24 protein-coding genes and 1 pseudogene are annotated in these 24,313 nt (G+C 68.3%); 14 read left to right on the top strand and 11 right to left on the bottom strand.

Features of this window, described 5'->3' with window-relative positions:
• Positions 1–115: 115 nt before the first annotated feature.
• The 4 genes from Ssi02_RS11370 to cutA are packed head-to-tail and all read left to right on the top strand — an operon-like array spanning position 116 to position 5,175.
• Positions 116–1,474, top strand: coding sequence for a uracil-xanthine permease family protein (locus tag Ssi02_RS11370; protein ID WP_204024601.1), 1,359 nt, complete (start codon positions 116–118; stop codon positions 1,472–1,474).
• On the top strand, positions 1,471–2,334 hold the full coding sequence (locus Ssi02_RS11375) for an FAD binding domain-containing protein (RefSeq protein WP_204024603.1): 864 nt from the start codon (positions 1,471–1,473) through the stop codon (positions 2,332–2,334). The genes Ssi02_RS11370 and Ssi02_RS11375 overlap by 4 nt, the downstream gene beginning before the upstream one ends.
• Positions 2,309–2,785, top strand: a complete 477-nt coding sequence (locus Ssi02_RS11380; protein ID WP_204024605.1) for a (2Fe-2S)-binding protein — start codon at positions 2,309–2,311, stop codon at positions 2,783–2,785. Before Ssi02_RS11375 ends, Ssi02_RS11380 begins: the two co-directional genes overlap by 26 nt.
• On the top strand, positions 2,782–5,175 hold the full coding sequence (gene cutA / locus Ssi02_RS11385; protein ID WP_204024607.1) for an aerobic carbon-monoxide dehydrogenase large subunit: 2,394 nt from the start codon (positions 2,782–2,784) through the stop codon (positions 5,173–5,175). Before Ssi02_RS11380 ends, cutA begins: the two co-directional genes overlap by 4 nt.
• A gap of 129 nt (positions 5,176–5,304) precedes the next feature.
• Here cutA and cydB read toward each other — a convergent pair whose 3' ends face one another.
• Together cydB and Ssi02_RS11395 are read right to left on the bottom strand one after the other, a co-directional pair.
• A complete protein-coding gene (gene cydB, locus Ssi02_RS11390; protein WP_204024609.1) occupies positions 5,305–6,255 on the bottom strand; it encodes a cytochrome d ubiquinol oxidase subunit II in 951 nt (316 codons plus the stop codon).
• An 18-nt stretch (positions 6,256–6,273) separates the two neighbouring features.
• Positions 6,274–7,671 (bottom strand): cytochrome ubiquinol oxidase subunit I, encoded by a 1,398-nt coding sequence (locus Ssi02_RS11395; protein WP_204024611.1) that lies wholly within the window; start codon positions 7,669–7,671, stop codon positions 6,274–6,276.
• Positions 7,672–7,818: 147 nt separating this feature from the next.
• On the opposite strand from Ssi02_RS11395, the gene Ssi02_RS11400 reads away from it, so the two are divergent.
• From Ssi02_RS11400 to Ssi02_RS11410, 3 genes are all read left to right on the top strand, one after another.
• Complete coding sequence (locus tag Ssi02_RS11400; RefSeq protein ID WP_204024613.1) at positions 7,819–8,079, top strand: ribbon-helix-helix domain-containing protein; 261 nt, start codon at positions 7,819–7,821, stop codon at positions 8,077–8,079.
• The gene (locus Ssi02_RS11405; RefSeq protein WP_204024618.1) at positions 8,076–8,510 is read left to right on the top strand and encodes a type II toxin-antitoxin system VapC family toxin; all 435 of its coding nucleotides are present in this window, start codon (positions 8,076–8,078) and stop codon (positions 8,508–8,510) included. The genes Ssi02_RS11400 and Ssi02_RS11405 overlap by 4 nt, the downstream gene beginning before the upstream one ends.
• A gap of 106 nt (positions 8,511–8,616) precedes the next feature.
• Entirely contained in the window at positions 8,617–9,189 is a 573-nt protein-coding gene (locus Ssi02_RS11410) for a DUF6506 family protein (protein ID WP_204024619.1), read from the top strand.
• 4 nt (positions 9,190–9,193) lie between these two features.
• Here the strand turns inward: Ssi02_RS11410 and Ssi02_RS38645 are convergent, their stop codons facing one another.
• The 7 genes and pseudogenes from Ssi02_RS38645 to Ssi02_RS11440 all read right to left on the bottom strand — a co-directional run bounded on the left by Ssi02_RS38645 (position 9,194) and on the right by Ssi02_RS11440 (position 13,404).
• Positions 9,194–9,421, bottom strand: a complete 228-nt coding sequence (locus Ssi02_RS38645; protein WP_239128815.1) for a PP2C family protein-serine/threonine phosphatase — start codon at positions 9,419–9,421, stop codon at positions 9,194–9,196.
• Between the two features lie 13 nt (positions 9,422–9,434).
• Positions 9,435–9,566 (bottom strand): annotated as a pseudogene (locus tag Ssi02_RS39270) (MerR family DNA-binding transcriptional regulator); the annotation flags it as partial.
• Between the two features lie 298 nt (positions 9,567–9,864).
• Positions 9,865–10,500, bottom strand: coding sequence for a response regulator (locus Ssi02_RS11420; protein WP_239128806.1), 636 nt, complete (start codon positions 10,498–10,500; stop codon positions 9,865–9,867).
• Positions 10,476–11,579 carry a sensor histidine kinase gene (locus Ssi02_RS11425; RefSeq protein ID WP_239128807.1) on the bottom strand — a complete coding sequence of 368 codons (1,104 nt, stop codon included), beginning with the start codon at positions 11,577–11,579 and terminating at the stop codon, positions 10,476–10,478. Before Ssi02_RS11425 ends, Ssi02_RS11420 begins: the two co-directional genes overlap by 25 nt.
• A gap of 1 nt (position 11,580) precedes the next feature.
• Positions 11,581–12,282, bottom strand: coding sequence for an ABC transporter permease (locus Ssi02_RS11430; protein ID WP_204024623.1), 702 nt, complete (start codon positions 12,280–12,282; stop codon positions 11,581–11,583).
• A complete protein-coding gene (locus Ssi02_RS11435; protein ID WP_204024624.1) occupies positions 12,279–12,992 on the bottom strand; it encodes an ABC transporter ATP-binding protein in 714 nt (237 codons plus the stop codon). The genes Ssi02_RS11430 and Ssi02_RS11435 overlap by 4 nt, the downstream gene beginning before the upstream one ends.
• A 142-nt stretch (positions 12,993–13,134) precedes the next feature.
• Positions 13,135–13,404: an ATP-binding protein gene (locus tag Ssi02_RS11440; RefSeq protein ID WP_204024625.1), complete on the bottom strand. Its 270-nt coding sequence runs from the start codon at positions 13,402–13,404 to the stop codon at positions 13,135–13,137.
• Between the two features lie 488 nt (positions 13,405–13,892).
• On the opposite strand from Ssi02_RS11440, the gene Ssi02_RS11445 reads away from it, so the two are divergent.
• Positions 13,893–15,275: an NsdA family TPR-like regulatory protein gene (locus Ssi02_RS11445; RefSeq protein ID WP_204024626.1), complete on the top strand. Its 1,383-nt coding sequence runs from the start codon at positions 13,893–13,895 to the stop codon at positions 15,273–15,275.
• 14 nt (positions 15,276–15,289) lie between these two features.
• Positions 15,290–15,652, top strand: coding sequence for a hypothetical protein (locus Ssi02_RS11450; RefSeq protein ID WP_204024628.1), 363 nt, complete (start codon positions 15,290–15,292; stop codon positions 15,650–15,652).
• A gap of 216 nt (positions 15,653–15,868) precedes the next feature.
• Here the strand turns inward: Ssi02_RS11450 and Ssi02_RS11455 are convergent, their stop codons facing one another.
• Positions 15,869–16,765: a universal stress protein gene (locus Ssi02_RS11455; protein ID WP_204024630.1), complete on the bottom strand. Its 897-nt coding sequence runs from the start codon at positions 16,763–16,765 to the stop codon at positions 15,869–15,871.
• 141 nt (positions 16,766–16,906) lie between these two features.
• On the opposite strand from Ssi02_RS11455, the gene Ssi02_RS11460 reads away from it, so the two are divergent.
• A complete protein-coding gene (locus Ssi02_RS11460; RefSeq protein WP_204024632.1) occupies positions 16,907–18,121 on the top strand; it encodes an acetate/propionate family kinase in 1,215 nt (404 codons plus the stop codon).
• Here the strand turns inward: Ssi02_RS11460 and Ssi02_RS11465 are convergent.
• The gene (locus tag Ssi02_RS11465; protein ID WP_204024633.1) at positions 18,115–20,430 is read right to left on the bottom strand and encodes a phosphoketolase family protein; all 2,316 of its coding nucleotides are present in this window, start codon (positions 20,428–20,430) and stop codon (positions 18,115–18,117) included. The genes Ssi02_RS11460 and Ssi02_RS11465 overlap by 7 nt on opposite strands.
• Positions 20,431–20,714: 284 nt before the next feature.
• Here Ssi02_RS11465 and Ssi02_RS11470 point away from each other — a divergent pair, with 284 nt between their 5' ends.
• The 4 genes from Ssi02_RS11470 to Ssi02_RS11485 all read left to right on the top strand — a co-directional run bounded on the left by Ssi02_RS11470 (position 20,715) and on the right by Ssi02_RS11485 (position 24,311).
• Positions 20,715–21,626: an RNA-guided endonuclease InsQ/TnpB family protein gene (locus Ssi02_RS11470; RefSeq protein WP_239128808.1), complete on the top strand. Its 912-nt coding sequence runs from the start codon at positions 20,715–20,717 to the stop codon at positions 21,624–21,626.
• Between the two features lie 16 nt (positions 21,627–21,642).
• On the top strand, positions 21,643–22,302 hold the full coding sequence (locus tag Ssi02_RS11475; RefSeq protein WP_204024634.1) for a response regulator transcription factor: 660 nt from the start codon (positions 21,643–21,645) through the stop codon (positions 22,300–22,302).
• Positions 22,303–22,335: 33 nt separating this feature from the next.
• Complete coding sequence (locus tag Ssi02_RS11480; RefSeq protein ID WP_204024635.1) at positions 22,336–22,752, top strand: pyridoxamine 5'-phosphate oxidase family protein; 417 nt, start codon at positions 22,336–22,338, stop codon at positions 22,750–22,752.
• A 116-nt stretch (positions 22,753–22,868) separates the two neighbouring features.
• Complete coding sequence (locus Ssi02_RS11485) at positions 22,869–24,311, top strand: aldehyde dehydrogenase family protein (RefSeq protein ID WP_204024640.1); 1,443 nt, start codon at positions 22,869–22,871, stop codon at positions 24,309–24,311.
• Positions 24,312–24,313: the final 2 nt, after the last annotated feature.

Below are 24,313 nucleotides of genomic sequence, written 5' to 3' on the forward strand. Positions count from 1 at the left end.
GCCCGTGTAACGTGAAGATCGCGGGCCTACTGTGCCCGCAACGCTCAGATCCGCCGCGGAGGATGCCTGCGGGGTGGCCTACCGACCGACGGCCCAGGCACGAAAAGGGGCTCAATTGGTTTCCGGTTGGATAAAACATGGCGATGGCAAGCACTTGGCCCCCGGCGAGGTGGTGCGGCCCGACGAGCGGCTGACCTGGCCGCGAACCGTCGGCATCGGCGCCCAGCACGTGATCGCGATGTTCGGCGCCACCTTCGTCTTCCCCGTCGTCATGGGACTCGACCCCAACGTCGCGGTCATGATGTCGGGTGTCGCCACCATCCTCTTCCTGCTGATCGTGCAGGGGAAGATCCCGAGCTATCTCGGCACCAGCGCCTCCTTCGTCGGCGGCGTGCTCGCGATCCGCGCCGCCCAGGGCGACAGCGCCACGGTGACCGGCGCGATCTTGGTCGCGGGCCTCGTGCTCGCCGGCGTCGGCGTGCTGATCCACGTGCTCGGCGTCAAGGTCATCAACAAGGTGTTCCCGCCGGTCGTGACCGGCGCCGTCGTCATGCTGATCGGCTTTGGCCTGGCCTTCGTGGTCGCCGACGTCTACTGGCCGAAGGACCAGTGGATGGCGCTCATTACGATGACCCTCACGTTCATATTCATCGTCGCCTTCAAGGGCTTCCTCGGCCGCATCGGCATCCTGCTCGGCCTGGTGGCCGGCTTCGTGCTCTCGTGGGTCGCAGACAAGGTCTTCGGCAACCTCACCGTCGTGGACGCCGCCACCCAGCAGGTCACGAGTGTTCCCCGGGTCAGCTTCGACGCGGTCGCGAAGGCGGACTGGTTCGGCTGGCCCAACTTCCACGGCCCGGCGTTCGAGCTCGGCGCCATCGTGCTCGTGCTCCCCGCCGTCATCGCGCTGATCGCCGAGAACGTCGGCCATGTCAAGGCGGTCGGCGAGATGACCGGCACCGACGTCGACCCGTCCATGGGCCGCGCCGTCGCCGCCGACGGCGTCGCCACCGCCGTCGCGAGCGCCGTCGGCGGCTCGCCCACCACGACCTACGCCGAGAACATCGGCGTCATGGCCGCCACCCGCGTCTACTCCACCGCCGCCTACTACGTCGCCGCCGTCATCGCCATCCTCTTCGGCCTGATCCCGAAATTCGGCGCACTCGTCGCGGCGACTCCCGAAGGCGTGCTCGGTGGTGTAACAGTGATCCTCTACGGCATGATCGGTCTGCTGGGGGCGAAGATCTGGATCGAGAATCGGGTGGACTTCGCGGACCCGGTCAACATGGTTCCGGTCGGCGCGGGCATCATCCTCGCCATCGGACCGGTCAAACAGATGATCACAGACGACTTCACGCTGGAGGGCATCGCGCTGGGCACCATCGTCGTGCTGGTGGGATACCACCTGTTGCGGGTCATCTCCGGTCGGAGAGGAGCCACCGCTCTCGCCGGTGGCACAAGGGGAGACGCCGGGTGAAACCACCCCCGTTCGACTACCACGCTCCCCGGGACCTCGGCGAGGCCCTCGCGGTCCTCGCCGAGACCGGGGAGCACGGCAAGGTGCTCGCGGGCGGGCAGAGCCTCATCCCGCTGCTCAACATGCGGCTCGCCGCCCCCGGGCATCTTGTGGACATCAACCGCATCGATCCCCTCGACACCCTCACGGCCACCGCCGAGGGTGTCACCGTCGGCGCCCTGGCCAGGCACAGCCGAGTGGAGCGCTCCAGCGAGGCCGCCGCCGCGCAGCCGCTGCTGCGCCAGGCGCTGCGCCTGGTCGCCCACCCGGTGATCCGCAACCGGGGCACCGTCGTCGGCAGCCTCGTGCACGCCGACCCCGCCGCCGAAATGCCCGCCGTCCTGGCCCTGCTCGGCGGCAGTGTACGGCTGGCGCGGGCGGACGGCCCGGCCCGCGAGGTGGCCGCCGCCGACTTCTTCACCGGCCCGCTCGAATCGGCCCTGCGGCCGGGCGAACTCGCCGTCTCGGCGTTCTTCCCCGCGCTGCCGCCCCGTTCAGGCACCGCCTTCCGCGAGTTCGCGCGCCGCCACGGCGACTACGCCCTCGCCGGCATCGCCGCCCTCGTCACCCTCGACGAGGCCGGGGCCGTCGGCGCGGTCAAGGTCGCCTGCATCGGCGTGGGCGCCACGCCGATCGTGCTAGACCTCACCGGGGTGGAGCCGGACGCGGTGGCTCACGCCGTACGCGGGCGGATAGAGCCGGAGGCAGACATTCACGCGAGTGCGGACTATCGCCGCCATCTGGCGGGGGTGCTCGCGGCCCGCGCCGTCGACGAGGCGAACGGAGAGGCGAGACGTGCATTCGATCACGCTGGTCGTTAACGGGGTCGTCCGCGAGGCGACGGTGCCGGCGCGCACGCTGCTGTCCGACTGCCTGCGCCACCACCTCGGGCTGACCGGCACCCACGTCGGCTGCGAGCACGGGGTCTGCGGGTGCTGCACGGTGCTGATGGACGGTGAGCCGGTGCGATCGTGCCTGACGCTCGCCGTCACCGCCGACGGGCACGAGATCACCACCGTGGAGGGGCTCGCCGGGCCCGGCGGCGCCCTGTCCCCGGTGCAGCGGGCCTTCGCCGAGTGCCACGGCCTGCAATGCGGCTTCTGCACCCCCGGGTTCCTGTGTACGGCGACGGCCCTGCTGGCCGAGAACCCCGATCCGAGCGACGATGAGATTGTGGAGGGCATCTCCGGCAACCTCTGCCGTTGCACCGGATATCAGAACATCGTGAAGTCCGTGCGCCGCGCGGCAGAACTGATCCGGGAGGAGGCGTGACCACCAAGCTCTTCGGCGAGCCCGTGCAGAGGCGGGAGGATCCGCGCCTGCTCACCGGGCAGGGCCGCTACCTCGACGACCTCGGCCCCGGCGCGCTCGCCGCCGCGTTTGTACGCTCACCCCACGCGCACGCCCGCATCAGGGACATCGACGTGTCGGGAGCCCTCGACGTCGAAGGGCTCGTCGCGATCTACACGTGGGAGGACCTGCCCGGTCGGGCCGGGCAGCCCCTGCCGCTGCTCATCCCGCACCCCGCGCTCACCCACGGCCGCACCGCCTACCCGCTGGCCAAGGACGTCGTGCGGCACGTCGGCGAACCCGTGGTCATGGTCGTCGCCCGCGACCGCTACCTCGCCGAGGATGCCTGCGCGCTCATCGAGGTCGACTACGAGTTCCTCAAACCCGTCGTCGGGGTGGAGGAGGCGCTGCGGTCGGGCAACCTCGTGCACGAGGACGTGCCCGACAACGTGGGCGCGCACATGGTGCAGGAGGTGCCGTCGGCCGACGGGCGCGGGGCGGCCGAGGCCATCGAGGCGGCGCCGTACTCCCTGGAGTTCCGGCTCGACATCGAGCGCAGCGCGTCGATGCCGCTGGAGGGGCGCGGGGTCTACGCGCGGTGGGACGCCGACGATCATTCGCTGCGGGTCTACTCCAGCACCCAGACCTCCACCAGCGTGCGCATGGCGATCGCGGCCACCCTCGGGCTGCCGCTGCCCAAGGTCGAGGTGATCGCGCCCGACGTCGGCGGCGGTTTCGGGGTGAAGATCATGCATCCGTGGCCGGAGGAGATCCTCGTGCCGTGGGCCGCGATCACCCTCGGGCGCGAGGTCAAATGGACCGAGGACCGGCGCGAGCACTTCATCTCCTCGGCCCACGAACGGGCCCAGGTGCAGCAGGTGAAGGTGGGGTTCGACGGGGAGGGGCACGTCCTCGGGCTCGACGTCACGATCCTGCACGACCACGGCGCCTACACGCCCTACGGCATCATCGTGCCGATCATCACCTCCACGCAGCTGCTCGGGCCCTACCGCATCGGGGCCTACCGGGTCGAGTTCTCCTCGGTCTACACCAACACCGTGCAGGTCACGCCGTACCGCGGGGCCGGGCGGCCGCAGGGTGTGTTCTGCATGGAGCGCACCATGGACCACATCAGTCGCCACCTCGGCCTCGACCGGGCGGCGGTGCGCGCGGCCAACTTCATCCAGCCCGACGAGTTCCCCTACGACCAGGGCATGATCTTCCAGGACGGGCGGCCGCTGATCTACGACAGCGGCGACTACCCCGAGTCCCTGCGCATGCTCAAGGAACTGATCGACTGGGACGGTTTCCCCGCCCGCAAGGCCGAGGCCGCCGCGCGGGGGCGCCGGCTCGGCATCGGCATCGGCTGCTATGTCGAGGGCACCGGCGTCGGTCCTTATGAGGGCGGCCACGTGCAGGTCACCTCCGACGGGCGTGTGCACGTCTCCACCGGGCTCACCTCCCAAGGCCAGGGCCACGAGACCGTCTTCGCCCAGATCGCGGCAAGCGAACTGGGGGTCCCGCTGGAGCGCGTGTCGGTCGTGACCGGAGACACCCGGCGATTCGGCTATGCCGTGGGCACATTCGCCTCGCGCGCCGCCGTGATGAGCGGCAACGCCATCGCGCTGGCCTGCCGCAAGGTGCGGGAGAAGGCGCTGCGCATCGCTGCCGACGCCCTGGAGGCCGACCCGCGCGACCTGTCGATCACCGACGGCGTCGTGCACGTCGCCGGCGACCCGCGCGCCTCTATCCCCCTCGCCACGGTCGCGGTGCTCTCCAACCCGCTGCGCTACGCCTTCGACGAGGAGGCCAAACGCGCCACCCAGTTCGCGGGCGGCGGCTCAGCCGACCGGCCCCCCATCGAGGAAGGGGACGAACCCGGGCTGGAGGGGCGCGAGTACTATTCGCCGATCCGCTCGACCTTCGCCTCCGGCATGCACGCGGCCATCGTGGAGACCGACCCCGACACCGCCGAGATCACCATCCTGCGCTACGCCGTGGTGCACGACTGCGGCAACCTCATCAACCCGATGATCGTCGAGGGGCAGATCCACGGGGGAGTCGCCCAGGGGGTGGGCGGCGCGTTGTACGAGCGCATGGTGTACGACCAGCACGGGCAGTTGCTCAACGCGTCGTTCATGGACTTCCTGATGCCTTATGTCACGGAGGTGCCGGCGGTCGAGACCGCCCACCTGGAGACCCCGTCACCGCTCAACCCGCTCGGCATCAAGGGCGCAGGCGAGGCGGGCGTGATCCCGGTGTCGGCCGTCATCGCCTCCGCCGTCGAGGACGCCGAGGACTTCCCGATCGATCGCATGCCGCTGTCCCCGTCGGAGTTGTTCGACCTCAGATCCCGGCACGGGACGGGGTGACCGGGTCCTGATCGGCAGCCGGCCGGTGTGGTTGCGACCGGAGGGCGGACATGCCTCGGGGCCGGTTCCCGGGCGAAAGGAACCGGCCCCGATGTTTTCCGGCCGCCTCAGGCCTTGGCCGGCACCACCTCAAGCCTTGGCCGGCACCACCTCGGCCGTCGGTTCGGTGACCGGCTGGCGGGTGAGGCGCTTGCGGAACACCCAGTACGTCCATCCCTGGTAGAGCAGGATGAACGGCAGAGCCGCGATGGCGATCCAGGTCATGATCGTGAGCGCGTAGGGCGCCGACGCCGCCTCCAGCAGGTTGATCCCCGGCATCGGCGTCGGCCACAAAGCCAGGAACACCGCCGCCGACACCCCGGCGATCGCGCCCGCCGTCGCCGTGAACGCCCACCCCTCGCGTCCCCGCCACACGGCCACGCCGGCCCCCGCCAGCGCCGTGACCGAGGCCCACACGAGCAGTGCCGTCAGCGCGTCGCCCCGGGGGACCGCGCTCAGCGCGAACGCCGCCAGGGGTACGGCGACGGCGACCGTGGCCAGTGCCGTACGGCGGGCCCGGACCCGCACCTCGCCCTCGGTCTTCAGGGCCACGAACACCGCGCCGTGCAGGACGAACACCACGAGCGAGAACACCCCGCCCAGCAGCGCCGCGGCGGCGCTGTCGAACAGCACGTCGGCGAAGACGCCGCCCCACAGGAACGCCGGCAGCAGGCTTCCCACGAGAATGCCGGTGTCACACCACATCCGGCCGCCCGGCCGGGTCACCTTGCCGCGCCACTCCAGGCCGACACCCCGCACGATCAGGCCGACCAGCACCAGCATCATGGCCAGGTAGAAGTGGCTGAGCATGCCCGCATACCAGGCGGGGAACGCGGCGAACATGCCGCCGATCGCGGTGATCAGCCAGACCTCGTTGCCGTCCCAGACCGGGCCGATGGTGAGCAGCACCTGGCGGCGCTCGCTCTCGTCGCGGGACAACACCGGGGCGAGGATGCCGACGCCGAAGTCGAAGCCCTCAAGGACGAAGTAACCGGTCCAGAGCACGGCGACGAGGATGAACCAGACAGTGATGAGGTCCATGGCGAATCACAGGTCCTGTCAGTACATGAAGGTGAGTTGGCGGGCGTTGTCGTCGGTCTTGTCCGCCGCGGGGGTCTCGACCGGGATCGGCTCGGGACCCTTGCGGATGTAGCGGGCGAGCAGGATGCCCTCGGCCACCGCGAGCGCGCCGTACAGGAGGGTGAAGACGGTGAGCGAGATCGCGACCTCGGCGAACGTCACCCCCGGCGACACGCTGGCCGCCGTCAGCAGTTCACCTTGCACCACCCACGGCTGGCGTCCCATCTCGGCGAGCAGCCATCCGGCGATCACGGCGAGGAGGGGCAGCGGGAGCGACCAGAAGAGCACGCGGGCGAACCAGAAGGGGACCTGCTCCTTCGACCGCGCACGCTTGCGGGTCAGCCAGAGGCCGATCAGCGACAATCCCACGGTCGCCAGGCCGAACACGATCATCACGCGGAACGACCAGTAGATGACCGGCATGTTGGGGCGGTAGTCCCCGGGGCCGAACTCCTGCTCGAAACGTTCCTGCAGGTCCTCCACACCGGAAATGGTGGAGTTCGTGTCGTAGGTCGCGAGGAAGCTGAGCATCCCGGGGATCTCCACCCCCGGCACCGGCGAGAAACCCGCCCCCTGGGTGTCGCGTTCCAGCCCCTCGGCCGCCGCCAGCTTCATCGGCTGCTGCTCGTGGAGGAGTTTGGCGGAGAAGTCCCCGCTGACCGCCACGATGACACCCGCGATCGCGGTCATCACGAGCGCGCCGCGCAGGCTCGACCGCCACATCGCCGCGTCCGGCCCGGTGGGGTCCTTGCGGCGCTCACGCATGATGCGGTAGCCGATCACGGCCAGAATGAACCCGCCGGCCACCACGAACGACCCGCTCACCACGTGCGGGACCTGGACCAGCGCGGTCGAGTTGGTCAGCACGGCCCAGATGTCGGTCATGCGGGCTTTGCCGTTCTCGACGACGTAGCCGACGGGGTGCTTCATCCAGGCGTTGGCGGCCAGGATGAAGTAGGCGGAGAGGTTCGACCCGATGGCGGCGGCCCAGATGGTGGCTAGGTGCACGCGTTTGGGAAGCTTGTCCCAGCCGAAGATCCAGAGCCCGAGGAACGTCGACTCCAGGAAGAACGCGAGCAGCGCCTCCATGGCCAGCGGCGCACCGAAGACGTCACCCACGAAGATCGAGTACTCGCTCCAGTTCATCCCGAACTGGAACTCCTGCACGAGCCCCGTGACCACACCCATGGCAAAATTGATCAAGAACAGCTTGCCGAAGAACTTGGTCAGACGGAGGTAGTGGTCTTTGCCTGTCCTGTGCCAGGCAGTCTGCAGACAGGCCACGAAGATGCCGAGGCCGATCGTCAGAGGTACGAACAGGAAGTGATACACGGTGGTGATGCCGAACTGCCACCGTGCGAGATCAAGTACGTCCATCTTCCCCTCGCCGGGACTGAGCTCTACAGCTTGTAGTGCTACCTCAAGTAGTACTACAGCCTGTAGAGCAACGGCACCGGATGCCGCCCTTTGGACCGTGCGATCTTCGTCACACCGCATCCGAGGGGCATGTACTAGGCTTAGTACATGTCGCTGAAACGCACGAACGTATATGCCGACCCGGAAGATCTGGCCATCATCAAAGAGGCCGCCATACGCAGAGGGGTGCCCGAGGCGGAGATCATCCGTGAGGCCATTCATCTTGCCGCGCTGGCGAGCCGGGTTTGGGACGAGCCGCTTGACTGGCCGACCTTTGACGGTAGTGAAGAACCGATCACCGGCGAGGCGATCGCCGACGCCGTCGTGTCGGGAAGTGAGAAGGGCCTCCTGGAGGACCGCGACCGGTGATCGTCATCGCGGACTCGTCCGGCGTCATCGCGGCGTCGGATCGCAGAGTGTCCGAGCACGCAGAGTGCCTGCGTGTGCTGAACCAGGCCGGTCTCGTAGTCGTCTCGCCACTGGTGCTGGCGGAGGTCGGCCACATAGCCGGCAAACGCCTCGGCAAGGGGCCACGAGCAGCCATCTTGGACTTCATTGTGACCCAGGTCCGACGTATGCGATTTGTGGTGCCGGAGACCGACATTTCGGTTTTGGAACGTGCCATCCGAGTGCAACGACGCTATGCGGGCCTCAACCTCGACCTTGCCGACGCCGTGAATGTGGCGCTGGCCTCCGTCTACCGCACCGACGTGCTCCTGACCCTTGACCGCCGTGACTTCCGGGCGGTGCGGCCGCTCACGGGTCACAAGGCGTTTCGCCTGCTCCCCGATGACCTCTGATTATTCCTATATTTTTCTCTTGTCGGATGGAATTTCGCCGATGTTGCCTGGGTTGGGGAGAAGTGACGCCACATCCTGGGGAAATGAGTTAAACGGGGAGTTTGTCATGGCCAAGGACAAGGTAATCATCTATGAAGAGACTGGGGCCGATCCTTCCGTCGATCTGGTTGTGACGGTCAGCGGGGCGGGGCGGACGCGGGTTCGGGCGGTTTCCGAGGCGCACCAGGTGGTTGACCTGGTGCGCGGGCTCGTGGACGAAGGGGTCGACCTGGTGGAGTTGTGCGGCGGGTTCGGAGCCGTCTGGCATGACGAGGTGGCTCGGGTTGTGCGGGGGCGGGTGCCGCTGGGAGCGGTTTACTTCGGGTTCGAGTCTCTGACCAGCGTGGCTGCTTTTAAGGCCAGATTCGAGGCGGGGGAACACCTTTCCGAGCTGTTTATTTATGTGCACGAGGGGGCCGACCCCGCCTTCGACCGTCTCGTCCGGGAAAAGCCCGGAGGCGGCACCACTACTTTGGTCGGCGTGCCCGATGAGGCCGCCGCGGCCAAGGTGGCGGCTGAGCTGGCCGCCGATGTTCAGCTCATCGAGTTGTACGGCGGGCACGGGCCGGCGTGGGCCCGGGGTGTGATCGACGCGGTGGAGGCCAAGGTGCCGGTGGGTGTGACCGGTTACGCCCGCTGATCACTCACCCCGCCGACACGTCGGCGATGGCGCAGCTCACGTTGTCCGGGCCGCCGCGGTGGTTGGCCCGGGCGACCAGTTCGCGGATCGCCCGCTCGGGGCCGGGGACGGTGGTGATCACCTCGCGCACCTCGTCGTCGGTGACGACGGCCGACAGGCCGTCGGAGCACAACAGGAAACGGTCTCCCTCCCGCACGTCGTGCAGGCCGACATCGGGGGCCGCCGCGCTCACCGACCTGCTCGGGGGCGTAAAGCCGGTAACCGGTGTCCGGGGCGACCCGGGCGGGCGGCAGCAGGCCGAGTTCGTCGTAAAGGCGCAATGCCTTGGGCGACAGCCGGGACGCTTTCGCGAACGCCCCGATGGTCAGCAGGCCCATATCGCAACCCTCCTCATACCGGGCACGCCGCCCGGTGATGTGAGCCTGCGGCCTTCCCCAAGGTGAAGGTCAAGGTGCCCCCCGGATGCTGGTTCCTATTCCATTTGGCGAGAGCCACAGAGAGCTTTATCTGGAAAAATCCACCCGGAAGGACTCGGTGCCACACGGCCTAATCCCCGAGGTGCCGGGAAAGATCACCTGCCCGTCAGGGAGATTCCCCAACATCCCCACCGACTGCCACATTGTTCGTGAATCCCGCAAACCAGTGCCGTACGGCGAAGCACCCTTAGCCGGGGTTTCAGATAAGCCGCCGAGACAACGCCACCGCCACCGCCGCGGCCCGGTTGTCGACGCCCAGTTTGGCATATACGTGCTTAAGGTGGGTTTTCACCGTTGTCTCGCTGATCAGCAGCGTTCGCGCCACCTCCTTGTTGCCCGCCCCACCCGCGATCAGCCGCAGCACCTCCAGTTCCCGCGCGCTCGGCTCCCGCCGGTTGGCGGACGGTGTGACCAGCCTATCGGCCAGGCGGGACGTGACCGCTCCGGCGAACACCCGGCCGCCCGCGGCCACCGTACGGACCGCCCGGTGCAGGTCCTCCCGGGGCGCGTCCTTCAGGAGGTAGCCCGCGACGCCCGCGGCGAGGGCGCGGGACACATCGCCGTCGGTGTCGTAGGTGGTCAGGACGATGACCTTGATCTCCGGATAGTCGGTGTGCAGCCGTTCGACGGCGCCGACGCCGTCGAGGCCCGGCATGCGCAGGTCCATGAGGACGACGTCCGGGCGGTGGGACCTGGCCTGGGCGAGGGCCTCGTGGCCGTCGGCGGCCTCCGCCACGACGGTGATGTCGGCCAGGCCGTCGAACATGCCCCGCAGGCCGTCGCGCACCACGGGGTGGTCGTCCACGATCATCAGGCGCACGGGATGCTCAGGCACAGCGCCGTCCCCTCTCCCGGTGCCGATTCCACTGTGACGGTCCCGCCGGTCCTGGCCGCGCGCTCGCGCATCGCGCACAGGCCGTAGCCGGAGGCGGGTTCGCCGGGATCGAACCCCTTGCCGTCATCGAAAACGTCAAGGGTGATCTCGTCGTCCATATACGTCAGGGTGAGCGTCACATGCTTGGCCTGGGAGTGTTTGGCGGCGTTGGCCAGCCCCTCCTGGGCCGCGCGCAGGACGGTGGTCTCCACCTCCGCGCCGAGCGCGCGGGGCTCGCCGTCGACGGTGAGCCCGACCGGGATGCCCATCTCCGACGTCCAGCGTTCGGCCACGCCCCGCAGGGCCTCGTGGAGCGGCGCGTGTTCCAGCGGCCCGGGGCGCAGCGCGCCGACCGAGCGCCTGGCCTCTCTGAGGTTCTCCCGTGCGAGGAGTTTGGCCTGGGCGATCCGGGTGCGCAAGGCCGCCGGGTCGTCGAAGTTCTGCTCTGCGGCCTCAAGCTGGGCGATCACCCCGCTGAACCCCTGGGCGAGGGTGTCGTGGATCTCCCCGGCGAGCCGCGCCCGCTCCTCCAGGACGCCGATGGTCTTGCTCTGCTCGACATGGGTGAGCAGCCGATTGGCGAAAAGTCCCACCATGACGACCAGCACGACGTTGCCGAGCGGCGTGATGAGCATCCCGGGATCGCGGGAGATGTCGCTCGGATCGACGTCGGCGGCGCTGGCGGTGACAACGAGCAGGGCCGCTCCGGCATAGCCCCACCTGCCGGGCAGGAGCATGTACGGCAGAGCGAACATGCCCCAGAGCAGCGTCTGATAGACCGGCTCCCGTTTGATCAGAACGTAGAGCAGCGTGAGAAGCACGAGGAGATGCCACACGTTGGGATTGAGACGTTCGAGCCGCGGAGGGTGGCGGGCGACGAAGAAGGCATACCACCCGCCCATCACCGCCGTCAGCGCGAGGGTGACCGGGGTCTCCGCCGGCTTGCCCTCGCCCAGCAGCATGGACCCCGTGACCACGGTAAGGCAGGCGAAGAAGAGCAGATGGAAGGCGCGCAGCCATCTGGTCTCCTCATCGTTCACGTCATCGATCCCATCTGAAGAGGAAGGCGGCTCCCGCCGTACATATCACGATTATGCCGATAAGCAGGAGGAACGGCATGAGCGTGGGAGTCTCGAACCACCCCTGGCGCAGCGCCGTGACGCCGTAGGTGAGCGGCAGGAAGTCGCCGACGCGCTGCACCGACTCGGGCAGCCCGCCGCGCGGCACCGCCGCGCCGGCCAGGAAGATGCTCGGGAACATCACCATCAGGCCCATCACACCCGCGCTGATCGCCGTCCGGGCTACAGAGGCGATCAGGAAGCCCAGCGTGTTGGCCATCGTCGAGCACAGTAGGAAGGCGAGCGCGAGCGACAGCGGATGCCGCGGCGGGTCCACGCCGAAGACGAGGATGCCCGCGCCGACGATGATCAGCGTGGCCAGCAGGCCCAGCACCATCTGCGCCACGAACTGGGCACCCAGCAGCGCGAGCGGCGAGATCGGCGTCGTCGCCAGGCGGCGCAGCACCTTGCCTTCGCGATAGGAGCCGATGACACCGGGGAGTGTGTTGATGCCGCCGATCGCCAACGCCATGGCGATATAGCCGGGCAGGAAGTTCGTGAGCGTCTTGTTCTCGCTGTTCAGGATCAGCAGTAGCAGGGGGAGCGCCACCATGAAGAACACGTTGCCGCTGTCCCTCGCCAGCAGCTTCAACTCCATCGCGGCGAGGTGGGTGAAAGGCCTCATCGCGCTGCCCTCGCTAGAGCGATGTATGCCTGGTCGAGGGAGTTCGTCCCGGTCTGCTGAATGAGTTCCTGAGGTGTGCCCATCGCGATGATCCTGCCCCGGTCAAACACCGCCACCCGGTCGCACAACACCTCGGCCTCGTCCATGAAGTGGCTGACCAGCACCGCCGTGGTGCCCGACGCCTTGAGGTCCCCGATCAGCGTCCAGGTGTCACGGCGCGCGACCGGGTCCAGCCCGGTGGTCAGCTCGTCGAGCACCACGACCTCCGGGTCGCCGACCAGGGCCAGCGCGAGCTGGAGCCGCTGTTTCTGCCCTCCCGACAGATCGCCGAACGCCTTGTCGCGCATCGGCTCCAGGTCCCACTGCTCCATTACGCGCCGCCAGTCCGCGGGCCGCCGATAGAACGCCGCGAACAACCTCAGCGCCTCGCCCACCCTCAACCTGGCCGGCAGTGCGCTCTCCTGGAGTTGCGCCCCGGTGCGCTGCGCGAGAGTACGGCGCTGCCGGGCCGGATCGAGCCCGAGCACCCGCACGGTTCCCGAGTCGGGGCGGCGGAGCCCGAGCAGGCACTCCACCGTGGTCGTCTTCCCGGCTCCGTTGCGGCCCACCAGCCCGAACGTCTCACCCGCCGCCACCGTGAAGGACACGCCGTCCACGGCCAGGGTCTCGCCATATCGCTTGTGGAGGTCCTTGACCTCGATGGCTGTCATAAGGCAAGCCTCGAACGGCGAAGCCCGGCGCGGCATCCTTCACGCCGTTGGCCGCCATCCTCCCTTTGGAGGAGTGAGGCGGGTTTTCCGATCGCCTGCGGCTGGGGCGTGGCCAACCGCAGGCGATCGGCCGAGCGGGCCGTCACCCCGCAGGGGAGGCGGCCCGCTCGAGCATGGCGAAGACGATCTTGCCACCGGGCGCCGGGCGGTGGCCCCACTTGGCGGCGAGTTCGTCGACGAGCAGCAGACCCCTGCCGCACTCGTCGTCGGCCTCGGGACACTGCTTGACGGGGATCCCGGGAGCCCGGTCGCGGACCTCGATATGGAGGAACTGAAAGTCCTCTGAGGGAAAGAGGCCGACCCCGATGACTTTCCCGGAGCGGATGGCGTTGGCCACCAATTCGGTTAGCACAATTGCGGCCGTGGAGTATAGCTCTGGCATATCCCAATCGGAGAGTGCCGAGGCGAGTAAGGCGCGGCAGTCCGGGGCAGCGTCCGGAATAGGGAGAAATGCCCGAGAAACCCCATATGGATCGCTCTGTGCGCTGGCATTCACCATATGAATGAGGTCCTCCTAGGCGATCAAGGGCTTACATGCATTGGACCAATGGGCCACCTTGGGATGTCCTGACGCTTGAGCATGGATCTGTCCTGGGGGAGCAACCATGACGGGGAAGGTATACGCGACATGTATGGAATGTATGTGGATCATGACCTACTGTGACGGTAAGAGTTAGGTAAGTGAATACTCGCTCCGGTGCCCCGAGGTAGGTCTCACCGATGAGTCGACCAAGCGCTTCGCGTTACTGCGGATGCGGGACGCGCCTCGGCCTCGACAATTCTCGAGATCGTTGCAGCCCATGTGAGAGGAAGCGAATCTCTCTCCGTGCCGAAGTCCCCGTGGTGCCGCCTGCCTTCTGGGACACCCCGCAGTTCCGCGACGCGTTCGCCGGGCAGCATATGGGCCGCGTCTCGCGTGCCTACCGCAAACATGAGCGGCACGCGGCCTACTACGGCCGCGACGGCATCCCGCAGGAGCTCATGGGCGCCTGGCTCGGCCTCACCCAGGCCCAGGTGAGCCGGATCGAGAACGGGCCGCCGATGCGCAGCCTGGACAACCTCGCCCACTGGGCGAGGACCCTCCGTGTCCCGAGTCACCTGCTGTGGTTCAAACTCCTCGACGAACCCTTGGCGGATCCGCCGGCACCCCACGCGGCTGAGGAATATGCCCTGGCGCAACCAGACGTCACTCTCAGTCGACAGGAAGACGATGTGAATCGCCGCGAACTGCTACGCATCATGAGCATGTCCAGCACGCTCATCGCTGTGGCACCCGTCGATCCGGCCGGCTGGGAGTGGCCTGAGAGCGTCCCGCGCGAGGCCGGCGCCGATCCGCTCTGGCGGCACGCCACGCGGGGCAGCGAACTCTGGCAGGTCTACAGCCGCTCCCGATCGAAACGCTCCACCTTCCCCCTCGTGCGCGACCAGCTCGACGTCCTCACCGCGAACCTGCAACGGACCCGCGACCAGGCCACCCACCGGAGCCTCTGCGAACTCGTCAGCGAGCTTTACCAGCTCGCCGGGGAGATCCTCTTCGACTGCGACAACTATTCCGACGCGGCCCAGTGCTACACCTTGGCGACCCTCGCGGGACGGGAGGCCGAATCATATGACCTCTGGGCCGCGGCCCTCATCCGTCATTCCTTCGTGAGTTTGTACAGCAAACAGTTCGACAAGGCTGCCGCCATGCTCGATCTGGCGTCCCGCATCGCGCAGCGGGGCGACAACTCCCTGTCCACTCGGTATTGGGCTCATGCCGTACAGGCGCACGCCTTGGCGGGGCTCGCCGACGCGGACGGGTGCAATCGGGCACTGGACACGGCGGAAGAGGTGCGGAACCTCACGGGGAGGGTTCACAACGGAGGGTGGCTGCGATTCCACGGAGGGCGATTGGCGGAGGAGCGGGGCGCCTGCTATGTCCGACTAAACAGGCCGGACCTCGCGGAATCCGTCTTAGCCGAGGTGGTGAAGGACGGCGTTTCCCCGCGACGTCTGGCCAGCATTCACGTCGATCTCGCCATCCTCGGCGTGCAGTCCCGGGATCCCGCGCGCGTCACCGTCCACGCGACGGCGGCGATTGAGGCGATGCGGGACACAGGATCCGGCTACGTGGGTCGTAAACTTCAGGGACTCCAGGTTCAACTTATCCCGCTATTGGGGGATGGTTGGGCACGCCGGCTCCATGAGCAGATCAGGGCCGTCACCAGCCTGGCTGCTCGGTGACGAGAGGGAAGGCAATGGCACAGGTCGAACGGGCGAGAATCTTTCGCGAGGCGTGGATCGCGGGGGTGCGGAAGTACTATCCGGGCGAACCCAAAGGCGGATATGTCGCACCGTGGGAGGAGATGCCGGATTGGGAACGCGAGTGTGCCGCTGCTGTCTACGATCAGGTAATCGCCTTTATCGACGCCACCGGGGGAGGGGCCGCCAAGCTGACCCGTGGACAGAAGGGGAAGTTTGTGGCGGTTTGCTGGGTGGGGCAGATCTACAAGCATGTGCCGGATCCCAAACCTTCGTATGTCGCGGACTGGGACGACCTACCGAAGTGGCAGCAGGAGACGGACGCGGACATCTTTGAGCGCATCGAAGCGGAACGATGATGCTCTGACCCGGTTCGGTCGGGCCGCTTACCAGCCGGGCCTTTCGGGGGTAGAAGGTGAATGGGGCTTCCTCCCGGCCCCGGGCTTCCGGTGCCCTGCCGTACCGGCGCCAGTACTGGGCGATTAAGCGCCAGAAAAGAGGATAAAAGGGTGCACGGGCTCTGGTGGGAGAGCCCATGCACCCTTTCGTGCTATGTGAGACCCGCCGTCGGACCGTCAGGCGGTTTGTTCGATGGCGGGGTCTTCCGGTTCGTGGTAGCCGCTGGGGACGACCACGACCGGGCAGTGGGCGTGGTGGATGACGCCGCGGCTTATGGAGCCGAGGATGGCGGCGCGGAAGCCGCCGAGGCCGCGGGAGCCGACGACGACGAGGTCGGCCTGCTCGGAGGCGTCGGTGAGGGCGGACACGGGGTGGTCGGAGACGGTGGTCTTGGTGGCGGAGACCTCGGGGTGCCGGGCGAGCCAGGGGGCGAGGGCCTCCTTCACCGCCTCGTCGCTCTTGATGAACAGATCGTCGGTGGGCGGCGCGTAGCCCGCTGTGAAGGAGGTGACCAGCGGATGCTGCCAGGCGTAGACCACTTCCAGGGTCGCGTTGCGGCGGGACGCCTCCTCGAAGGCGTAGTCCAGGGCCGCCTGGGCCTGGCGTGAGCCGTCGAAGCCGACGACGATCTTGCCGTGGAGGACGTCCGGGGTCTCCCGTACGACCACCACCGGGCAGGCGGCATGGCCGGCCAGCCCGACGCTGACCGATCCCGCGAGCAGGCCGGTGAAGCCGCCGTGCCCGCGGTTGCCCACGACGACCTGGATCGCGTTGTCCGACTCCTTGAGCAGATTCTCGGTGATCTTCCCGGCGGGCATCCGGGTGTTGATCTCGATCCCGGGCGCCTGGACACGGGCGTATTCGACCGCCGCGGCAACCACACCTTCGCAATAGCCGGCCATGCCTTCGGTCGAAAGAGGCACCGGCTGGGAGGGCACGTCATAGATCCAGGACTCGCACACGTGCACGATGGTGAGCGGGCAGCCGCGCCGGGCGGCATCCTCCGCAGCCCATTTCACCGCAGTGGTCGCAGGTGCCGACCCATCCGTGCCAACTGCGATATATCCGGACATGAGTGGCTCCTCTCTTCTGTTGTGGACCAGCCACATCCCCACTGTCGCCCAGGTAGGGCACCGCCTCCAGAGCCCCCGGTCCCACTCCGTTAGGGACCTTCGACCCGAATTCTCGGCACCGGTGTGGGGAGACTCAGCAACGTGAGCGACCACGTCCTCGTCCTGAACATCGGCTCGTCGTCGATCAAATACGAGCTGCTCGACCCCGGCACCGGCGCCCGCACGGCAGTCGGCCTGGTGGAGCGCGTCGGCGACGGCGAAGGGCGGCTGATCCACCGCCCGAAAGACGGCGAAGCCTATGAAAGGCGCGAACCGTACCCCGACCACCAGGCCGCGATGGACGCGGTCGTGGCGGCGTTCGCGGCTGCCGGGCCGGACCTGGCGAGCCTGCGGCTGCGCGCGATCGGCCACCGTGTGGTGCACGGCGGCACCCGCTTCCGCGAACCCACCGTGATCGACGAGAAGGTGATCGAGGAGATCGAGGCCCTCAGCCCGCTCGCCCCCCTGCACAACCCGGCCAACGTCACCGGCATCCGTACGGCGATGCGCCTGTTTCCGGACATCCCGCAGGTGGCGGTGTTCGACACGGCGTTCCATCACACACTGCCGCCCGAGGCGTACACCTACGCGGTGCCCAGGGAATGGGCCAAGGAGCATGGTGTGCGGAGATACGGCTTCCACGGCACCTCCTACGCCTATGTGTGCCGCCACGCCGCGAAACTCCTGGGCCGCCCGCTCGGCGAACTCGACCTGATCGTGCTCCACCTCGGCAACGGCGCCAGCGCGGCGGCCGTGCACCACGGGCGCAGCGTCGACACCTCGATGGGCATGACCCCGATGGAGGGGCTGGTCATGGGCACCCGCAGCGGCGACGTCGACCCCATCCTGCCGCTCTTCCTGCTCAGGGAACTCGGCCTCACCCCCGACGCGGCGGAACAGGTGTTGTCCAGCGGAAGCGGCATGCGCGCCCTGACCGGCGAAACCGATATGCGCGACATCTGGCGACTGGCCGATGCGGGGGACGGGCACGCGCGCCTTGGGCTGGAGATCTACGCGCGCCGCATCCGCAAGTACATCGGCGCTTACTACGCCCTGCTCGGCCGCCTGGACGCCATCGTCTTCACCGCCGGCGTGGGCGAACACGACGCGCGCACCCGCGCCGCAGCCCTCAGGGGGCTGGAACGGCTCGGCCTCGTCGTCGATCAAAGTCGCAACGAGGCCGCCTCGACCGGTGCCCGCGCCGTCTCACCACCCGGCGCGGAGGTCGCCGTCCTGGTCGTCCCCACCGACGAGGAGGCGGAGATCGCCGCCGAGGCCCTCGCCGTACTGGGGTCGAATCAGCGCCGGGATCAGTAAGGCCAGACCCAGTCTCTGATGAACGCCGGGTCGTCTCCGTGCTCGCGGGTGTAGATGCGGGCGCGCAGCCGTTCGTCGGCCATCTCCTGACGCAGATGGGCGGCCCTGGACATCAGATGCGGCACCCGGTCGATCACATCCATCACCAGGTGGAACCTGTCGATGTCGTTGAGCATCGCCATATCGAAGGGGGTGGTCGTCGTGCCCTCCTCCTTGTAGCCGCGCACGTGGATGTTGCCGTGCCCGTTGCGGCGATAGGTGAGCCGGTGGATCAGCCACGGATAGCCGTGGAAGTTGAAGATGATCGGCTTGTCACTCGTGAAAAGCGTGTCGAACTCGGCGTCCGACATGCCGTGCGGGTGCTCGGAAGCCGGTTGCAATCGCATCAGATCCACCACGTTCACCACGCGCACCCGCAAGTCCGGCAGGTGCTCACGCAGGATCGCCGCCGCCGCGAGCGTCTCCAGGGTGGGCACATCGCCCGCACAGGCCAGCACGACGTCCGGATCCTCCCCGCCGTCGGTCGAGGCCCAGGTCAGGATGCCCGCCCCGCGTGCGCAGTGGGCGATCGCCTCCCGCATGGAGAACAGGTCGAGCACCGGCTGCTTGCCCGCCACGACGACGTTCACATAGTCGCGTGAGCGCAGGCAGTGGTCGGCGGTGGAGAGGAGCGTATTGGCGTCCGGGGGCAGGTAGACACGCACGATCGACGACTTCTTGTTCATGACGACGTCCAGGAAGCCGGGATCCTGATGGCTGAACCCGTTGTGGTCCTGACGCCAGACATGTGATGACAGCAGGTAGTTCAACGACGCGATCGGCCGCCGCCAGGGGATGTTCTTCGCCGACTCCAGCCACTTGGCGTGCTGGTTGAACATCGCATCCACGATGTGGATGAAAGCCTCATAGCAATTGAACAGCCCGTGCCGCCCGGTGAGCAGATATCCCTCCAGCCACCCCTGGCACAGGTGCTCGCTCAAAACCTCCATCACCCGCCCATCCGGCGCGAGATGCTCATCGGTCTTCAGAATCTCCGCATCCCACGCACGATCGGTCACCTCGAACACCGCCGACAACCGGTTCGACGCGGTCTCATCCGGCCCCATCAGCCGGAAGTTCTCCGGATTGGCGGCGATCACATCCCGCAGGAACCCGCCTAGCACCCGCGTCGGCTCACTCGACTCCGTCGCAGGCGACTTCACCTGTACGGCATAGGCCCGGAAGTCCGGCAGCGTGAGCGGGCGCAGCAACTCGCCCCCGTTGGCGTGCGGATTGGCGCTCATCCGCCTCGTCCCGCGCGGCGCGGCCTCGGTCACCGTCACCGTGGGCCGCCCCTCGGCGTCGAACAGCTCGTCCGGCCGGTAGGACCGCATCCAGTCCTCCAGCATGGCCAGATGCACGGCGTCGTCCCTGACCTGCGACAGCGGCACCTGATGGGACCGCCACGTGCCCTCCACCGGTTTCCCGTCGACCTCGCGCGGGCCCGTCCACCCCTTGGGGGTGCGTAGCACGATCATGGGCGGCCGGGCCCCGGCCAGGCCGCTTTTGATCTCGGCGATCTGCTCGAACACGAGATCCAGCGTGCGGATCATCGTCTCGTGCATCACCGCCGGATCGTCCCCCGACACGATGTGCGGGCGGTAGCCGTACCCCTCGAAGAGTTTGATCAGCTCCACCTCGGGGATGCGGGCGAGCACGGTGGGGCCCGCGATCTTGTAGCCGTTGAGGTGGAGGATGGGGAGCACGATCCCGTCCCGCCGGGGATCGATGAACTTGTTCGAGTGCCAGCTCGCCGCCAGCGGGCCGGTCTCCGCCTCGCCGTCTCCGACCACACACGCGACCACCAGGTCCGGGTTGTCGAACGCCGCGCCGTAGGCGTGTGCCAGGGCGTAGCCGAGTTCACCCCCTTCGTGGATCGAACCGGGTGTCTCGGGCGCCACGTGGCTGGGGATCCCGCCGGGGAAGGAGAACTGCCGGAACAGCCGCCGCATCCCCTCAGCGTTCATCGCCACATCCGGATAAATCTCGCTATAGGTGCCTTCCAGCCAGGCGTGCGCCACCGCCGCCGGCCCCCCGTGCCCCGGGCCCGCGATGTAGATCATGTCCTGGCCGCGCTCGACGATCACCCGGTTGAGATGGGCGAAACAGAAGTTCAGCCCCGGTGTCGTCCCCCAGTGACCGAGCAGGCGGGGTTTCACGTGCTCCGGCCGCAGTGGCTCCTTCAGCAGCGGATTGTCCAGCAGGTAGATCTGCCCCACGGACAGATAGTTCGCGGCTCGCCAGAAGGCGTCGATCTCCTTGACATGCATACCTTCGACGCTTCCCCCGCTGCCTCCGGTAAACCAGGGACCTTAGTCACCGGGATCCGCCCAAGATGCCCTGGCCTTCAGGCCGGGGAGGAAGGGGCGTCCCAGGTATGGCCCGGCGGAGCCGGGACGGCCCGCTGCACGATGTGCGGCACCTGCGCGTGCAAGGACCGGTGCCGATGTTTGGCCGTCTCCTTGAGCCACGCGTGAAAATCGCCGGGAGGACACAACGCGATCTGCCTCACGCCGGCCGCCCATGCCGTCTGCCTGATGGCAGAATGATCGCTGTGGCGACACCGACAGAGCCGGAGACCGGGTACGCCCGGTACACCTACCGGCTCCGCGTGTCGTCCGCCGCGCGCGACGCCCTGCTTCGGGAGTGGGACCGGTGCCGGTGGGTGTGGAACGAGTGCGTCGCCTCCTCCCGCGCCGCGCATAAGGCCCGGCAGGAGTGTCGGCCCGCCCGGCTGGACGGGATGCTGACCGGCTGGCACGGCGAGCACGAGTGGCTGCGGGCGGGCGGCTCGGTGCCGCAGCAGCAGACCGTCCGCGACTTCGCCAGGTCCCGCGCCAAGGCCCTCAAGGACATCAAGGCCCGCCTGCCGATGCGACAGCGCGCGGGCATGCCCCGCTTCAAGAGGAAGGACCTGGCCGATCCGACGCTGAACTACACCCGGCGCGGTTTCCGGCTGAGGGACGGCCGCCTGCACCTCGCGGGCGGCATCGCGCTGGCGGTGGTGTGGTCCCGGGACCTGCCCGCCGACCCCTCCAGCGTCCGCGTCCACCGCGACGGCATCGGCCACTGGTACGCCTCCTTCGTCGTTCCCGCCGAGCTGCGGCCGCTGCCCGCCACGGGCAGGGTGATCGGCATCGACTGGGGCGTGAGGCAGACCGCGACCACCACCAGCGACGAGCACGACCTGCCCCACGCCGGGCACGGCGGGAAGGCCGCCGCCAGGCTGGCCCGGTATCAGCGGATGACGGCCCGGCGGAGGCCCCCGGCGGGCAAGGCCGCCTCCCGGGGCTACCGCCGCGCGAGGAGGCAGGCCGCGAAGGTGCACAAGAAGGCCGCCCGGCAGCGGCAGGACACCGCCCGCAAGTGGGCCAAGCGCGTCGTGACCGACTTCGACGCCCTGGCGGTGGAGGACTTCCGGCCGAAGTTCCTGGCCAGGTCCACCATGGCCCGCAAGGCCCTCTGATGGATACAGTCGAGACATGATTCGGGTGTTCCTGGTAGACGATCATGAGGTTGTCCGGCGCGGCGTCGCCGCCCTGCTCTCCTCCGAAGGCGACATCGAGATCGTCGGCGAGGCCGGCACGGCCGAACAGGCCATCGCGCGCATCCCCGCCGTCAAACCCGACGTCGCCGTGCTCGACGTCCGCCTCCCCGACGGCAACGGCGTCACCGTCTGCCGGGAGGTCCGCTCGCGCGTGCCCGACATCGCCTGCCTCATGCTCACCTCCTTCACCGACGACGACGCCCTCTTCGACGCCGTCATGGCCGGCGCCTCCGGCTATGTGCTCAAGCAGATCCACGGCTCCGACCTCGTCGGAGCGGTGCGCACCGTCGCCCGCGGCCAGTCGCTCCTCGACCCGCAGACCACCGCCGCGATGCTCCAGCGCATCCGCGACCACGACCGCAGGAAGGACCCCCTCTCCGCTCTCACCGACCAGGAACGCCAGATCTTCGAGCACATCGGAGAGGGCATGACCAACCGCCAGATCGGCGAGCGGCTCTTCCTCGCGGAGAAGACGGTCAAGAACTACGTGTCCAACCTCCTCGCCAAACTCGACATGCAGCGCCGCACCCAGGTCGCGGCCCTCGCCGCCAAACTGAAGGCCGAACGACCCCACGAAGGGGACTTTCGCCCCTGACGTTTATGGCGGAAGCGGCGCGATGCTGATGCCATGAATGTCGATTCGGCCGGCCTGCAGGTCCTCACCAGGACCGAATGCGTGGAGCTGCTGTCCAGCGTCCCCGTCGGGCGCATCGTCTTCACCGACCGCGCCCTCCCTGCGGTGCAGCCGGTCAACTTCCTGGTCGTGGACGGCCACATCGTCATCCGCACCGGCCAGGGCTCCAAACTCGCCGCCGCCGCGCGGGACGCGGTGGTGGCGTTCGAGGTGGACGAGTTCGACGCCGCGATGTGGACGGGGTGGTCGGTCACCGTCATCGGCCACGCCCGGGCCGTGGTGGACCCGCAGGAGGTCGCCCGCCTCTCCCTCCTGCCGCTCATCCCGTGGGCACCGGGAGAACGCAACCAATACGTCGTGGTGCGCATCGAGGACATCTCCGGGCGCCGCATACGCGACGGCGGCCTGTAGATCCGCACTGCTTCTCCCGCTCCGTCTTCCCCCGGCACCGCATTGCCGCAGGTGAAGGAGTCTGTGTTACTGTCCGGGACATTGTCCCATGTGTTAACACGGATGGAGAACGGCAGATGCGTTCGCCGGCACCCCGGAATCTGATCGACGGCGGCTTCGAGGAACCCCATGGAGACGAGGTCGTGGAACGGGTCTCCCCGCACGACCCCGACCTGGCCTTCGAGTGCGGATCGTCGAGTGAGGAGCAGCTCTCCCGGGCGATCGAGACCGCCGGATCCCGCGGCCGGCAGTGGGCTGCGGCGGGCCCTGCCGTACGCTCCGACGCTCTGGCCGCCCTGGCCTCCGCGCTGCGCGGCGGAGCCGCCGGCCTGGCCGGCGCGCTGGTGGAGGAGCTGGGCAAGACCCGCAGAGAGGCGCTCGGCGAGATCATGAACGCCGCCAGGATCCTCGACTTCTACGCGGGCGGTGTGTGGCGGGACACCGGACGGTCGTTCTCCTCCGTGAAGGAGCGCACCACGATCGTCACCACCCGGGAACCGCTCGGCGTCGTCGCGGCACTCGCTCCCTGGAACTTCCCGGTCAACCTGTCCGTGCTGAAGATCGCCCCCGCCCTCGCCGCGGGCAACTCGGTGGTGCTCAAGCCCGCGCCTCAGGCGGCTCGATCGTCCACCGAGCTCGCGCACATCATGAGCACGGTGCTGCCGGAGGGGGTGCTCAACGTCGTGCAGGGTGGCGCCGGGACGGGGGCGGCCCTGGCTGCAGACCCGAGGGTCGGCGGAGTGTCGTTCACCGGGTCGACCGCGGTGGGAAGGCATGTGGCCGCGTCCGCGGCGGCGCGGGGTGTGCCTTTCGTGTGCGAGATGGGCGGCAAGAACACCGTCGTCGTGGCCGAGGACGCCGATCTGCCGGCGGCGGTGGGGGCCGTCCTCGCCGGCGCTTTCGGCATGGCCGGGCAGAAGTGCACGGCGACGAGCCGGGTGTCCGTGCACGCCGACCGATATGAGGAGTTTCTCGACCTGCTTCTCGCACGGGTCGCGGAGTGGGTCGTCGGCGATCCGCGTGAGGAGTCCACCGTGGTGGGGCCCCTGATCGATGAGCCGAGCCGCGACCGGGTGCTCGGGTTGGTGGAGGACGCGGTGGCGGAGGGCGCGCGCATGCTGACCCCGGCGGCGTCGCCCGTTCCCGGGCACCTGCGTGGTTCCTATCTGAGCCCGGTGGTGCTCGACGGAGTGCACGCCTCGAGCACGATCTGCCTGCAGGAGGTCTTCGGCCCGGTGCTGGCCGTTCACCGCGGCAAGGACATGGAGGAAGCGCTGGAGTTCGCCAACGCGGGCGACTACGGGCTGGTGGGGTCGATCTTCACGCGGGACCTCGGCCGGGCCGCGGAGTTCGGCGCCCGGCTGGAGTGCGGCACGGTGCTGGTGAACCAGCCGACGGCGGGGCTTGAGTTCCATGTGCCCTTCGCCGGATGGAAGGGCTCGGGGCAGGGCGGGAGCGAGCAGAGCGACGCCTCGCTGCGCTCGTATTCCCGGGAGAAGGTGAGCTACCTGACGTGGTGACA

It is taken from the genome of Sinosporangium siamense, assembly GCF_016863435.1.
GTDB classification, from domain to species: domain Bacteria; phylum Actinomycetota; class Actinomycetes; order Streptosporangiales; family Streptosporangiaceae; genus Sinosporangium; species Sinosporangium siamense.

Excerpts from the sequence above, each read along its gene's own strand:
- cydB (WP_204024609.1), bottom strand. The coding sequence starts at position 6,255 with ATGGACCTCATCACTGTCTGGTTCATCCTCGTCGCCGTGCTCTGGACC.
- Ssi02_RS11395 (WP_204024611.1), bottom strand. The coding sequence starts at position 7,671 with ATGGACGTACTTGATCTCGCACGGTGGCAGTTCGGCATCACCACCGTG.
- Ssi02_RS11400 (WP_204024613.1), top strand. The coding sequence starts at position 7,819 with ATGTCGCTGAAACGCACGAACGTATATGCCGACCCGGAAGATCTGGCC.
- Ssi02_RS11410 (WP_204024619.1), top strand. The coding sequence starts at position 8,617 with ATGGCCAAGGACAAGGTAATCATCTATGAAGAGACTGGGGCCGATCCT.
- Ssi02_RS11430 (WP_204024623.1), bottom strand. The coding sequence starts at position 12,282 with ATGAGGCCTTTCACCCACCTCGCCGCGATGGAGTTGAAGCTGCTGGCG.
- Ssi02_RS11435 (WP_204024624.1), bottom strand. The coding sequence starts at position 12,992 with ATGACAGCCATCGAGGTCAAGGACCTCCACAAGCGATATGGCGAGACC.
- Ssi02_RS11450 (WP_204024628.1), top strand. The coding sequence starts at position 15,290 with ATGGCACAGGTCGAACGGGCGAGAATCTTTCGCGAGGCGTGGATCGCG.
- Ssi02_RS11455 (WP_204024630.1), bottom strand. The coding sequence starts at position 16,765 with ATGTCCGGATATATCGCAGTTGGCACGGATGGGTCGGCACCTGCGACC.
- Ssi02_RS11465 (WP_204024633.1), bottom strand. The coding sequence starts at position 20,430 with ATGCATGTCAAGGAGATCGACGCCTTCTGGCGAGCCGCGAACTATCTG.
- Ssi02_RS11475 (WP_204024634.1), top strand. The coding sequence starts at position 21,643 with ATGATTCGGGTGTTCCTGGTAGACGATCATGAGGTTGTCCGGCGCGGC.
- Ssi02_RS11480 (WP_204024635.1), top strand. The coding sequence starts at position 22,336 with ATGAATGTCGATTCGGCCGGCCTGCAGGTCCTCACCAGGACCGAATGC.
- Ssi02_RS11485 (WP_204024640.1), top strand. The coding sequence starts at position 22,869 with ATGCGTTCGCCGGCACCCCGGAATCTGATCGACGGCGGCTTCGAGGAA.